A 13,056-nucleotide genomic window follows, 5' to 3' on the forward strand; every position below is an offset into this window, starting at 1 on the left:
GGCAGAGACATCGCCCGCATCCCGCTGCACGTGTCTTCCCCGCATCCTGACAAGCCGCCCAACAGGCAAAGGATTCGCCATGTCCGCCAGATCGTTCGCTTCAGTCGTGCTGATGCTGCTGCTCGCCGCGTGCGGAGGCGACTCGGATTCGTTCACGCCCGGCACCGCCGTCGCGGCGGCTTCGGCGCGTGCGTCGCAAGCCACCGCGTGGAAGCCGCTCGTGCCCGGCACGAGCTGGCAATGGCAGATCGACGGCAACCGCATCAACGAGACGGTGCTGGACGGCGTGAACAACCCGCGCAAGATGTTCGACGTCGACATGGAGCTGACCGATGCCGGCACGATCCAGCGCCTGAAGGCGAAGGGCATCTATGTCGTCTGCTACATGGAGGTGGGCGGGCGCGAAGACAACCGCGGCGATGCCGGCAAGTTTCCGGACAGCGTGCTCGGCAACCCCGTCGAAGGGTACGAGGATCACGAACGCTGGCTGGACATTCGCCAGACCGCGATCCTGATGCCGCTGATGCTGGCGCGTCTCGACCAGGCGAAGAAGAAGGGCTGCGACGGCATCGAGCCGGACCTCGACGACAGCTATCGCCAGGAAACGGGTTTTCCGCTGACGCGCGACGATCAGTTGCGCTACAACACGGCGCTGATCGCCGCCGCGCACGATCGCGGCATGTCGATGGGGCTGAAGAACGGCTCGGGCATCGCGACCGAGATGGCGAAGGTGGCCGACTGGGCGCTCAACGAGCAATGCAACAGGTTCCATGAGTGCGCCGACTACGCCAGCTTTATCGCGCTGAACAAGGCCGTGTTCAATGTCGAATACACGCGTCCGGACGGCATGAAGCTCGCGGATTTCTGTCCGGCGGACAACCAGGCCAATTTCGACGGCATTCTGAAACTGTCGAGCGACACGCTCTCGGCGCTGCCGCGCGGGGCTTGCCGGTTCGAGTGAGCGGCGCGGCGAACGACGCGGCGTCGCCGCAGCGAACGGGACGGGCCTGCCGCGCACGTCGCGCTCATGCATCGCGTCGCGTCGGGCCGACGGGGCATGGCACGATCCTGCCGGCCGCGACGAGGGCGGCCGCCACGCCGCCCGACAGCGCGACCAGCAGGATGGCGAGGTCGGTCAACAGGCTGCTCGCAGCGTCGAGATCGGGGCCGATCGCGCGCTGAGCCCGTTCGACGTACGCTGAACGCGATAGGCCCTGTCGGTCGGCGAGGGCCCTCAGCCGCGTGTCCGGGGGCGGTGGCCGCCGGCAAGCCGAGGCGCTGCGTCAGGGCCGCTTCCGGCACGTGGTACGTCGTGGCCACGTAGCCGAGCGTCATCCATGAGCGCACGCTGCCGGTTTGCGGTGCAGCGGCTTCATAGGAGGAATGCAGCTGGACGATCGCGTGATAGCTATGCACTTGAAAATCGTTCCGACGCGACGGCGCAAGCCAGCATCACCGCGATTGCGACGACGCGTGCGATGCCCGGACTGACCCGCATCGGCGATGATCCCGTTCGAAACACGCAGCGCATGGCCCGTGTCGGTGCGACGGCGATCAGCTGCCGCTGCCGAAGAAGCGGTCGATGCGCTTGATTTCGCCGACCCGTTCGGCCTGTTCAAGCTCTCGCCTGACCTGCGCGCGGGTCTTGCCGGCGACGCCGTCGCGCGGAATCGATGCGGGAGCGGGCGATTCGCTTTCCGATGGCGCCGCGACAACCGGTGACGGCGTGTCCGCGGCAGGCGGTTCCGGCCCCTGCGCATGAACCGGTACGACGAATCCGGTCCAGGCGATGGCGGCCGCCAACGCTGACGATCTGGCAAGACGCATGCAATCCATGTCCGGACTCCTGTGGTTGGCACGGCGCGATCGATCCGGTTTCGATCCCGAGCGTACGAGACGCGCGGCGTGATCCGTTGACGAACGTCAAACGCAGACACATCGCGGGCCGCACAGCGCATGGCCCGCGTCGGCCTCCATTCTTGATACAGGTCACGGGAGCCCGCGCGGCGCGGCGCCAGGATGACTGTGTCCGGCGCGCCCGCGCCGGCGAATGCCTGCCACGCGCGCCTGCCGCGCGCGGCCGGCTGCGACGGCTGGAGGATGCGACATGGACCACGGGAAAGCATCGATCGTCTGGTTCGACGAACTGCGTCGCGGCGACGTGGCGCGCGTCGGTGGAAAGAATGCGTCGCTGGGCGAACTGATCGGCAACCTGTCCGCGCGGGGCGTGAGCGTGCCGCCCGGCTTCGCGTCGACGGCGGATGCGTACTGGCGGTTCATCGAGGCGAACGGGTTGCGGCAGACCATCGGCGGCGCGCTCGACGCATTCGCCGCCCGGAAGATGGCGCTCGCCGATGCCGGCGCGGCGATCCGGCAGGCGATCCTCCATGGCGACTGGCCCGACGACATCGCCGACGCGATCCGGGACGCGTACCGGCAGCTGTGCAGCCAGGCCGGCCGGCCCGACGTCGATGTCGCCGTGCGTTCGAGCGCGACTGCCGAGGATCTGCCGGACGCGAGCTTCGCGGGGCAGCAGGAAACCTACCTGAACGTGCGTGGCGAGCACGCGTTGCTCGCCGCGTGCCGCCGGTGCTACGCGTCGCTGTTCACCGACCGCGCGATTGCCTACCGGGAGGAAAAGGGCTTCGATCATCTGCGTGTCGCGCTGTCGATCGGCGTGCAGCGGATGGTGCGTTCCGACGTCGGCGCGGCCGGCGTGATGTTCTCGCTCGACACGGAAACGGGTTTCGACAAGGTGGTGCTGATCAGTGCCGCGTGGGGGTTGGGCGAGAACGTGGTGCAGGGAACCGTCGATCCCGACGAATATGAAGTATTCAAGCCCTTGCTGGGCGATCCCGCATGCAGCCCCGTCATCGGCAAGACGCTCGGCGGCAAGGCGTACAAGCTGATCTACGCGCGCGACAAGGATGCGCCGACCCGCAACGTGCCGACCTCGAAAGCGGAGCGCGCCGCGTTCGTGCTCGCGGATCGCGACATCCTGACGCTCGCGCACTGGGCCTGCGTGATCGAGGCGCACTACGGCCAGCCGATGGACATCGAGTGGGCGAAGGACGGCGTGAGCGGCGAACTGTTCGTCGTGCAGGCGCGCCCGGAAACGGTGCAGTCGCGGCGTGAAGCCAGCGCCGTGAAGACCTACCGGCTCGGCCAGACCGGCCGGAAGCTGCTGACGGGCGTCAGTGTCGGCGAGGCCGTCGCGGCCGGCAGCGTATGCGTGATCGACAGCCCGCGCGACATGGCGCGCTTCGTCGACGGCGCGGTGCTCGTGACGCGCACGACGGATCCGGACTGGCTGCCGGTCATGCGTCGCGCCGCAGCGATCATCACCGATCACGGCGGCCGCACGTCGCATGCCGCGATCGTGAGCCGCGAGCTGGGATTGCCGGCGATCGTCGGCACCGGCCATGCGACGCACCTGCTGCACGACCAGCAGGAAGTCACGGTGTCGTGCGCGGAGGGCGAGGCCGGCTTCGTCTACGAAGGCATCGCGCACTACGACGTGGAAGCGATCGACCTGGCCGACCTGCCGGCCACCCGCACGCAGGTCATGCTGAACCTCGCGAATCCGGCAGCGGCTTTCCGGTGGTGGCGCATGCCGGCGGACGGCATCGGGCTCGCGCGGATGGAGTTCGTGATCAGCAATCACATCAAGGTGCATCCGATGGCGCTGGCCTGCTACGACGCATTGCAGGACGAGCAGGCGAAGCGCGCGATCGCGGTGCTGACAACGGGCTACGACGATCCGGCGGACTATTTCGTCGACCGGCTCGCGCGCGGCCTCGCGCGCATCGCGGCGGTCTGCCATCCCGCGCCGGTCATCGTCCGCATGAGCGACTTCAAGACGAACGAATACGCGCATCTCATCGGCGGCGCGCAATTCGAGCCGCAGGAAGAGAATCCGATGCTCGGATTTCGCGGTGCGTCGCGCTACTACTCGCCGCGCTACCGCGACGGGTTTGCACTCGAGTGCCGGGCGATCGCACGGCTGCGCAACGACATGGGTTTCAGGAACGTGATCGTGATGATTCCGTTCTGCCGCACGCCCGACGAGGCGGACCGCGTGCTCGAGGTACTGGCCGCGAACGGGCTGAAGCGGGGTGAAGACGGTCTGCAGATCTACGTGATGTGCGAGATCCCGTCGAACGTCATTCTGGCGAGCGCGTTTGCGCAGCGCTTCGACGGGTTTTCGATCGGCAGCAACGACCTGACCCAGCTCACGCTCGGGGTCGATCGCGATTCCGCGGAGCTGGCCGGCCTGTTCGATGAACGGAACGATGCGGTGAAGTGGATGATTGCACGCGTGATCGCTTCCGCGCACGACGCCGGGGCGAAGGTGGGACTCTGCGGCCAGGCGCCGAGCGATCATCCGGAATTCGCCGATTTCCTCGTGGCGTGCGGCATCGACTCGGTGTCGGTCAGCCCCGACAGCTTCATTGCGGTCAAGCGCCGCGTGGCGGCCGCGGAACAGGCGGCGCGCGGCGCGGACCCGCCTTCGGCATGAGCGGCGTCACGCCGCGCGTGTGCGCGGCCGGCTGCTTTCGGCGCGGGCAAACGCCGCGTGCAGCGCGGGATGAACGTCGGTGCGCCAGTGCTCATCGGTGAACAGCCCGTAGTGGTCGCATCCGTCGATGTCGACGCGCTGCCTCGCATCCGCTGCGAGGCCGCTGCACATGGCCAGTGCTGCATGGGTCTGTCCCGCGCCGGTGACGGCATCGCGCGCGCCTTCGACGGTCAGCAGCACGATGTCGCGCAGTGCGGCAGGGTCGACCCGCAGGCCCTGAACGTGCCAGGTGCCGTTGGCGAGGCAGGCACGCTGGAACACGATGTCGACCGTGTCGAGGAAATACTCGGCGGGCATGTCGAGGAGCGTCAGGTATTCGCGCAGCGCCCGGCGCGCGTGCGCGAGTACGCCGGCATCGCCGCCCGTTGCCGCGCGCCGGTAGCGATCGACCAGCGTCATGTAGCGTTGCGGGTAGGCGATCGAGATCTCGGCGCGTTGCAGATAAGCCGGGAAGACCTGCCGCCCGTGTCCGGCGAAGCCGGACGGAACCGTGTCGATCAAGGTGGCACGACACCACGCGAGCGAATGCGAGCCGGCCGCGATCCCGAGCGCGCTCGGATTGATCCGGGCATCGAGCGGGCCGCCAATCAGCGTCAGGCTGGCCGGCAGTGCGGCCCCGCGCTGCGCGCGCAGCGCGAACGCGCCGAGCGACGGAACCGTCGCCTGGCAGACGGCGACGACGTGCACGGGCCGCCTGTCGGCCAGCAGCGCATCGATGAAGCCGTCGAGCAGCGCCACGTATTCGTCGAGGCCGAATCGACCGGCGTCAGGCGGCACGTCGCGCGCATCGATCCAGTCGGTGATGCAGACATCGCCATCGGTCAGCAGCGTCTCGACCGTCTCCCGCATCATCACGGCCGCATGGCCGGCCAGCGGTACGCACAGGAGGATCACGCGCGGCGCACCGGCGCGCGCGAAGCGGCGCAGCGAGCAGAACGGGGTGGGCGCGGCAATCGTTTCATCGACGTCGAATCGTCGTCCGTCCGCGTCGATCGCTTCGATCGCGAACCGTGGCGCTACGGCATCCGGGTCGAGCAGGGGCTCGAACAGGTCTGCGTAGCACGCCGCCGCACCGGGCCAGAGACCGCACGCGAACCGCGCCGCCGTGTCCCACGTACGCAACCATTGCCGTTGCCGTTCGATCAGGTCATACCACATCGCGCATGGACGAGAAGCCGCCGGGAATTCGGACAGGTTTACTGTCGCCGGATTGACCGGCGACGGGTTGACCTGAATCAGCGTCGGCTCGACCGCCGCTGCATAAGCTGATGTTCGGATCCTGGACGCAGGCACGGAGCAGATCATGGACGCTTCTCGACGCATGCTCGTCGTTTTTTACTCGCGTAGCGATACGACGGCGGGGCTGGCGCGCCTGCTTGCCGCCGAACTCGGCGCGGATTGCGAACGGCTGCGGGAGCACGACGATCGACGGCGAGCGGGGGCCATCGGCTATCTGCGTTCGCTCGCCGACGTGATCGGCCAGCGCGAGGCGGACCTGCGGCCGACGGCCTGTTCGCCATCGGCCTACGATGTGGTCTTGCTCGGTACGCCGGTATGGGCCGGACGCGCATCGACGCCTGTATCGACGTGGCTGGCCCGTCACGGGCACGAACTGCGCGCAACCGCATTCTTCTGCACGATGGGCCTGCGTGGCGACCTGACGGCATTCGGGCAGATGCAGGCGCTGGCACGGCAAAAGCCGGTCGCGACGTGTGCGATTTCCGCGCGCGATATCGGCCGCGGCCTGGCTTCCAGGAAGCTCGCCCACTTTGCCCGGTCGATCGCTCGACGGCTGGATGTCCGCGAGCGTCGCGCGAGCACGGAGCGGGCAGCGTGACGGTGCGTGCGGCCGGCGAGCGAGACTACGATCATGTACTGGTCGGTGGCGGCATCGCCAGCGTGTCGGCCGCGCATGCGCTGCGGCGCGAAGATCCGGCCGCGCGCATCGCGATCCTGTGCGGAGAACGCGTGCTGCCCTATCAGCGACAGCCGCTGACGAAGGAGTTCCTCGCAGGCAAGGTTGCGCCGGCGGCAATCGCGATCCATCCGGCCGGGTTCTACGAGATGCGCCGGATCGACCTGCTGCTCGATGCAAGGGTAGCGGCAGTCGATTGCGGTGCGCACGCCGTCCGGCTCGCCGACGGCGCCGAGGTGCGGTACGGCAAGCTGCTGATCGCGACCGGCGCGTCGCCTCGCCGCCTGAATGTGCCGGGCGCGACGCTCGATGGTGTCCACTACCTTCACGACATCGACGAAACGGTCGCGCTTCGCGAGAACGCCGCCCGGCGGCGGCGCCTGCTCGTGGTGGGCGGCGGCTTCACGGGGATCGAGGCGGCGGCGACGCTCCGCGAACGGGGGCTTGAAGTCACGCTCGTCGAGCGCTGCGACGGGCTGCTGCCGCAGCTGCACTCCGCACGGCTGTCCGGGCATTTCGGCAGGCTGTGCGCCGCGCGCGGTGTCGACGTCCGGACCGGAACGACGGTCGAACGCTTCGTCGGGCAGCAGAAGATCGAGGCCGCCGTGCTCGCCGACGGCAGCGTCGTCGAATGTGATCTCGCCGTGATCGCGGTTGGCGTCGAGCCGAACTGCGGGTTTCTGGCGGGCAGCGGCATCGCGACGGCGGACGGCGTGCTCGTCGACGAATGCCTGCAGTCGTCGGATCCGGACATCCATGCGGCCGGCGATGTGGCGCGGTTTCGCGATCCGGTGTTCGGCATGCAGCGGCGCGTCGAGCATTGGGACAATGCGGTGCGTCAGGGGCGCCTGGCCGCCCGGAACATGCGCGGCGCGCGTTTGCCCTATCGGGACGTGTCGATCTTCTACGGCAACGTGTTCGATGTGCCCTACAACTTTCTCGGCAATGCGTCCGATGCGACGGAAGTCGTCGAACAGGGCGGGTTCCCGGATGCCCCGTATGCGCTGCTTTATCTGAAGCATCATGTCCTGCGCGCGATGTTCTCGATCGGCGTGCGCGCGGATGAAATGACCGCGGCCGAGGAGACGATCCGCCACCGGGTCAATCTCGGCTCGCACCTCCAGGCCGCCGAGCACAACGCATTGCGGCTGCGCGAGCTGCCGGCGCAAACGGTCCTGATCCTGCAGGGCGGCGGCGCGCTCGGCGCGTTCGAAAGCGGCGCGATCGCCGCGCTCGAATCACGCGGCATCCGGCCGGATGTGGTCGCGGCCGTGTCGATCGGCGCGTTCAACGGCGCGATTGTCGCGAGCCACCCGGGGCACGCTGCCGAGGCGCTCGACGCGTTCTGGCGCGAACTGTCGATCCCGTATCCGGCGGCGGTGCTGTCGCCCGCCGGGGCGGAGCATGCGCTGCTCGCCTGGCATGTCGCGCTGTTCGGCGTGCCGAACTTCCTGCGACCCCACTGGTGGCCGGGCGGGATGTTTTCGTCGGGCCTCGCGCCGTGGTGGACGAGCTGCTACGACACGCAGCCGATGCTCGCGCTGCTGCGCCGCCATGTCGATTTCGATGCGCTGGCGGCCAGTTCGACGCGCCTGTTGCTCGGGGCCGTCGACGTGGAGAGCGGGGAACGGCGGATTTTCGACAGCTATGTCGACCGCATCACGCCCGAGCACCTGCTTGCCAGCGGCAGCCTGCCGCCCGCGATGCCGTGGACGTGTATCGACGGCCGCGCTTACTGGGACGGCGGGATCATCAGCAACTCGCCGCTCGATCTCGTGATCGAAAGGTGCGGGCGGATTGCGGGGCGCGTATTCGTCGTCGATCTGTTTTCCGGGGTGCGGCCGTTGCCGTCGAACCTGCTCGAGGTCATGCTGCGGCGTGACGAGATCGTCTATGCGGACCGGGTGCGTAACGACCTGCGGTTCGAGGAGAGCGCGAACGATTTTCGCGATCTCGTCGAACGCATCACCAGCCGGCTCGATCCCGGGACGGCGGCGCGCATGCGCCAGCTTCCCGAATACATCCGGCTGATGGGCAATCGCGCGCCGGTACGGGTGCTCAGGATCGCGCTGGACGGCCGCGCCGCAGGTCGGGAAACGTTCGCGCGCGATTTCGATTTTTCCGGTGCGTCGATCGCGGCGCTGTTCGAACTGGGTCGCGCCACGGCGCTTGACGTGCTCGCGCGCCATACGTGAACGGCACTCACTCGACCGTTGCTGAGCGCGCCGAGCGTCGGCCGGACGACGGTGACGGCGCGAGGCCCTGGCCGAACCACGGGATCGCTGCGCCGAGTGATGCGACGTAGCGCGCCCAGCCACCCGGGTTGCCCGCGAACAGCCACGCGCACACGGACTCGGCGAGTGCGTCGCGGTCGAGCGGTTCGTCGAGCAGACGCTGCGGCCACAAGCAGTAGGCGTGGAGGACCGCGCGCGTGAACTCACGTAAGGTCATGTGCGCGAACACGTGATTCAGCAGCGGCACGTCGGCGAGCATGGGCTGCGCTGCCAGCAGCGAGTCGATCGTCCTGTCGTCAGGCTCGTATTCGAGCACGCAACTGAGCGTTCGCAAGATGCTGCCAAGATGCATGAGCAAGGCGTAGCGTGCTTCGGTTTCGGTCGGCATGATCGGCTTCCGGTTTCGCGGAGCGAATCGCCACGCGTGCTTCCTTGCAATCTATGAGCGATGCCGCGACGGAGCGTTGATGGAGGTCAAGCGCGGTCGACCGGGCAGGCCTAGCCGGATCGATCGACGCACGCCACGGGTTCCGCGTTCACTCGCCCGAATCGTGCGGTCGTTTCGCATCGCGAATGCAAGCGAGCAGCGCGAACGCATCAGAATCGTTCGAGGAGCGCGAGGATTTCGTCGGTGCGGCGCAACAGCGTCTTGTTCTGCTCGGCCGTTGCCCTGACAGCGTGCAGTCTTGCGCGCCAGTAGGCGGGATCGCCAATCGACGTTTTCGTGCGGAAGTAGCCCCGTGTCTGTTCGAGCAGGCGAATGGATCCTTCGATATGGGCGAGCTCGCGTTCGACTTCGTAGTACCAGTTCATGCACGGACCCCTTCAGGATGGTGATTCATGGTGGATTCCCGCTGTCCGTTGCGCATTGACTTCAAGCAAGCCGGATACGACATCCGGCCCATCGGCGAAAAACAGACGATTCGGAGTGCTGTGTTGACGGGATGAACCCGGGAGCGAAAATTCGAGGCGCCGGCGTGAAGACACGCACGGTATCGCGGTGTTTCGATCGGGCGACGAAAGGCTAAGCGATCAACTTGACGTGTTCCTGACAGGCAGGAACACGTGATCGTCGGACACCAACATGGCGTCAGATGAATCGCCGGTCGTTTCGTGCGCGCGTGTGCTTGCTGACCTGCGTCAAGGCCGCTCGCGCCGCAAGAGCGAATATCGACGTTCGCGCGTGTCGATCACGATCGAGGACCGATGCGCATCGTGCCGTCTGCGTCGTCACAATGATACGGGCCTCCATCATGCCTTCCCTGTTCGCGCACACGTCGAATCTTCAGATCATCACGCTGCCCGGCGAGGCGACGCCGAACGTACCGCTCGCCACACCGCACCGGAATCGTCCGGTCGACATCGACGGCGACCGCCTGTTGAGTCCCCACGAAATCGCGATCCTGATGGTGCTGGCCAGCGAGCCGCGACGCCAGCAGGGCGACCCTGCCGATCTTCACTGCCTTGCCGACCGCGGTCTCGTCCGGCTGGAGGCCGCGCCGCTTGCGGCGGCTCACGTGCGCCTGTCGGATCGGGGGCGCCAGATGGTGTCGCGTCTCGCCGAACCCGACCGGCCACGTTGCGGCTGCCATGCCGACACGACGATTGCCGGCTGGACGTCAACCTCGGCACCGGGCGTCGATCGACGATCCGCGTCGACCCGACTGGGAGAGGGAACATGAATGCCGCGATGCTTTGCACCCGCGATATCGCCATGTGTTCCGCGCAGACGACCGTCGTCGAGGCGGCCGCGATGATGCGCGATACACACGCTGGCGATCTGGTCGTCGTACGTGAACGGGAAGGGGACGGGCGATGCGAGCCGGTCGGCATGCTGACCGACCGGGACATCGTGCTCGCCGTGGTTGGCCCCGACGCACCGGCCGGCTCGCTGTTCGTCGGCGACATCATGTCGGCGCCCGTCGCGGTCGCGAATGTCGACGACGATCTCTGGCTGCTCGCGAAGCGGATGCGCCAGCATGGCGTGCGCCGGCTGCCGGTCGTCGGCGACGACGGCGAGCTGGTCGGCATCGTGTCGCTCGACGATCTGCTGCGCGCGGCTGCCGCGCTGCTCGACGAATTGCGTCTCGTGGCGGCGCGTCAGCCGTATTTCGAGGAGAAGCTGCGTGGATGATGCGGTGCGTGTCTGGGGCGGTCGCGACGCGCGCGGCGGTGGCGTGCGCGAGCACGGCAACGAAGGGGGAATGACCATGGCGATTTCAGGCGAACTTCACGAGGCGGACTGGTCCGTCGAGATCGAGACGATTCCCGTCGAGAACGGCGGCTACCGGTGCCGCGTTCACGTGATGGTCCGCGCGCCGGACCGCACGTGCGAGCATGTATTCCCGCATCACCGCATATTCGCGACCGAGCGCGAAGCGGCGCTCGAAGGCTTGCGCAGCGGCATGACCTGGATCGAAATGAAGAAGTCGGATACGTTCACGTTCTGACTGCCGGCCGCGTTCACCGCGCGATATGCGGATAGAGCCGTGCGCTCACCGTCACCAGCAACACGAGCGAACCGGTGAGCACGAGGAAATCGGTTGCAAGCCCGATGTGTGCGATTGCGCCGTAGCCGGGCAACAGCAGCAGGCGAAGCGCGTCGACCTGGTAGCTGAGCGGATTCAGGTGCGCGACGACCTGCAGCGCGCGCGGCATCATCGCGGTCGGGTAGATCGCGTTGCTCGCGAAAAAAAGCGGCATGGTCAGCACCTGTCCGACTCCCATGAAGCGCTCGCGCGTCTTTACGAGGCACGCGATGATCAGCGAGAACGTCGAGAACACGGCCGCGCCCAGCATGACGAACAGCACGAGCCCGGCGAGCGCGGCCGGATCGTAGCGCATGTGCACGCCGAGCATCGCCCCGAGCGCCATCACCACGACGGCCTGCACCAGCGCGCGGGCGCCGCCGCCGAGCGCCTTGCCCATCACCAGCGCGGCGCGCGGCGTCGGCGTGGCGAGAAACTTGTGGACGATGCCGAGATCCCGCTCCCAGATGATCGAGATGCCGTTGAAGATCGCGATGAACAGCACGCTCTGCGCGAGGATGCCCGGCGTGAGGAAGTCGAGGTAGCGCATGTCGGCCGTTTCGATCGCGCGGGCGCGGCTCATCACCTGGCCGAAGATCAGCAGCCACAGGGCCGGCTGGATCGCGCGTGTCGCGAGCTCGGTCGGGTCGTGCCGCAGCTTGCGGATCTCCATGTCGGCGATCGCCAGCGTTTTCGACACGAAACCCGCAAGGTGCCGGAGCGGGCGCGGCATGCGCGCGCGCACGGCAGCCGGTGTGACGGTCTTATCCGAGCCGCTGGGTAGTGCGGCGAGTCTGCGAGATTTCATCGTAGGATCCTTCCGAACCGGCGTCGTCGCGCGTGAAGTGCTCGAACGCGTCGTCGAAGGTGGCGCCGGGCCGCACGCTCGCGGCCAGTTCGCGCGGGCTGCCGATCGCCGTCACGCGGCCACGGCTCATGATCGCGACGCGGTCGCACATCTGCTCGGCCTCGTCGAGGTAATGGGTGGTCAGCAGCACCGCCGCGTGATATTCGGCGCGCAGGCGCTCGACCAGCGACCAGACGGTCGCGCGGGCAATCGGATCGAGCCCGACGGTGGGCTCGTCGAGAAACAGCACCTGCGGACGGTGCAGCGTGGACTGCGCGATCTCGAGGCGCCGGATCATGCCGCCCGAATAGGTTTTCACGAGCTTGTCGCCGAAATCGGAGAGTTCCATGAAAGCAAGCGCGTCGCGAATCCGTGAGGCCCGTTCCGCACGCGGCAGGTCGTACAGCTTCGCGAACACGAGCATGTTTTCGTAGCCGGTCAGGTCGCCGTCTGCCGACAACGCCTGCGGGACATAGCCGATCGTGCGGCGCACCGACCCGGCTGCGTCCACGATGTCGAAGCCGGCGACCCGGGCGTGGCCCGAGGTCGGCGGAAGCAGTGTCGTCAGCATCTTGATCACGGTCGTCTTGCCCGCGCCGTTCCGGCCGAGCAGGCCGAGCGCTTCCCCGGGCTTGACCGTCAGCGTCAGTGCATTGACCGCACACAGGTCGCCGAAGCGCCGGGTCAACCGGTCGGTTTCGACGACGGGCGCGGCGAGCGAGGTGTCGTTCATGAGGCGATGCGCCAGGAAGGCCGATTCGTTAGAGGTTCGCGATTCATTCTTCCAGCCGGGCGTGCTGCACGCTTGATGCACGTCAAGCGCCCGCTCGACGCATGGGCATGCGGCGCGCGACCGGCTCGCCTGAGCGCTTGCGCTGCCGGTCGCATCGCAGCCGTGTCGTTGATCGCGGTCAACGCCGCGCCGTGGGGCGTGAATACGATGGATCGCAACT

At 67.5% G+C, this 13,056-nt stretch carries 13 protein-coding genes; 7 read left to right on the forward strand and 6 right to left on the reverse strand.

What is annotated here, in order from left to right; genetic code table 11:
- The first annotated feature begins 79 nt into the window (after positions 1–79).
- The gene (locus tag HWX39_RS24025; RefSeq protein ID WP_175970291.1) at positions 80–961 is read left to right on the forward strand and encodes an endo alpha-1,4 polygalactosaminidase; all 882 of its coding nucleotides are present in this window, start codon (positions 80–82) and stop codon (positions 959–961) included.
- Between the two features lie 593 nt (positions 962–1,554).
- On the opposite strand, the gene HWX39_RS24030 is transcribed toward HWX39_RS24025, so the two are convergent.
- Positions 1,555–1,827, reverse strand: coding sequence for a DUF4148 domain-containing protein (locus HWX39_RS24030; RefSeq protein WP_175970292.1), 273 nt, complete (start codon positions 1,825–1,827; stop codon positions 1,555–1,557).
- Between the two features lie 280 nt (positions 1,828–2,107).
- Between HWX39_RS24030 and ppsA the strand changes: the two genes are divergently transcribed.
- Positions 2,108–4,519 (forward strand): phosphoenolpyruvate synthase, encoded by a 2,412-nt coding sequence (gene ppsA / locus HWX39_RS24035; RefSeq protein WP_175970293.1) that lies wholly within the window; start codon positions 2,108–2,110, stop codon positions 4,517–4,519.
- Between the two features lie 6 nt (positions 4,520–4,525).
- Here ppsA and phaZ read toward each other — a convergent pair whose 3' ends face one another.
- Positions 4,526–5,737 carry a polyhydroxyalkanoate depolymerase gene (gene phaZ / locus HWX39_RS24040; protein WP_175970407.1) on the reverse strand — a complete coding sequence of 404 codons (1,212 nt, stop codon included), beginning with the start codon at positions 5,735–5,737 and terminating at the stop codon, positions 4,526–4,528.
- Positions 5,738–5,882: 145 nt separating this feature from the next.
- On the opposite strand from phaZ, the gene HWX39_RS24045 reads away from it, so the two are divergent.
- Both HWX39_RS24045 and HWX39_RS24050 read left to right on the forward strand, forming a co-directional pair.
- Complete coding sequence (locus HWX39_RS24045) at positions 5,883–6,416, forward strand: flavodoxin (protein WP_175970294.1); 534 nt, start codon at positions 5,883–5,885, stop codon at positions 6,414–6,416.
- Positions 6,413–8,689: an FAD-dependent oxidoreductase gene (locus HWX39_RS24050; RefSeq protein WP_175970295.1), complete on the forward strand. Its 2,277-nt coding sequence runs from the start codon at positions 6,413–6,415 to the stop codon at positions 8,687–8,689. The genes HWX39_RS24045 and HWX39_RS24050 overlap by 4 nt, the downstream gene beginning before the upstream one ends.
- A gap of 7 nt (positions 8,690–8,696) precedes the next feature.
- On the opposite strand, the gene HWX39_RS24055 is transcribed toward HWX39_RS24050, so the two are convergent.
- Together HWX39_RS24055 and HWX39_RS24060 are read right to left on the reverse strand one after the other, a co-directional pair.
- A complete protein-coding gene (locus HWX39_RS24055) occupies positions 8,697–9,116 on the reverse strand; it encodes a hypothetical protein (RefSeq protein ID WP_175970296.1) in 420 nt (139 codons plus the stop codon).
- Between the two features lie 209 nt (positions 9,117–9,325).
- On the reverse strand, positions 9,326–9,541 hold the full coding sequence (locus HWX39_RS24060; protein ID WP_175970297.1) for a hypothetical protein: 216 nt from the start codon (positions 9,539–9,541) through the stop codon (positions 9,326–9,328).
- 440 nt (positions 9,542–9,981) lie between these two features.
- On the opposite strand from HWX39_RS24060, the gene HWX39_RS24065 reads away from it, so the two are divergent.
- The 3 genes from HWX39_RS24065 to HWX39_RS24075 all read left to right on the forward strand — a co-directional run bounded on the left by HWX39_RS24065 (position 9,982) and on the right by HWX39_RS24075 (position 11,178).
- A complete protein-coding gene (locus tag HWX39_RS24065; protein WP_175970298.1) occupies positions 9,982–10,410 on the forward strand; it encodes a hypothetical protein in 429 nt (142 codons plus the stop codon).
- Positions 10,407–10,862: a CBS domain-containing protein gene (locus HWX39_RS24070; protein ID WP_175970299.1), complete on the forward strand. Its 456-nt coding sequence runs from the start codon at positions 10,407–10,409 to the stop codon at positions 10,860–10,862. The genes HWX39_RS24065 and HWX39_RS24070 overlap by 4 nt, the downstream gene beginning before the upstream one ends.
- A 76-nt stretch (positions 10,863–10,938) precedes the next feature.
- Positions 10,939–11,178, forward strand: coding sequence for a hypothetical protein (locus tag HWX39_RS24075; RefSeq protein WP_175970408.1), 240 nt, complete (start codon positions 10,939–10,941; stop codon positions 11,176–11,178).
- A 13-nt stretch (positions 11,179–11,191) separates the two neighbouring features.
- On the opposite strand, the gene HWX39_RS24080 is transcribed toward HWX39_RS24075, so the two are convergent.
- Together HWX39_RS24080 and HWX39_RS24085 are read right to left on the reverse strand one after the other, a co-directional pair.
- A complete protein-coding gene (locus tag HWX39_RS24080; protein WP_175970300.1) occupies positions 11,192–12,064 on the reverse strand; it encodes an ABC transporter permease in 873 nt (290 codons plus the stop codon).
- Complete coding sequence (locus HWX39_RS24085; RefSeq protein WP_175970301.1) at positions 12,021–12,836, reverse strand: ATP-binding cassette domain-containing protein; 816 nt, start codon at positions 12,834–12,836, stop codon at positions 12,021–12,023. The genes HWX39_RS24080 and HWX39_RS24085 overlap by 44 nt, the downstream gene beginning before the upstream one ends.
- Positions 12,837–13,056: the final 220 nt, after the last annotated feature.

The organism is Burkholderia sp. BCC0322, from assembly GCF_902833045.1.
Lineage (GTDB): Bacteria > Pseudomonadota > Gammaproteobacteria > Burkholderiales > Burkholderiaceae > Burkholderia.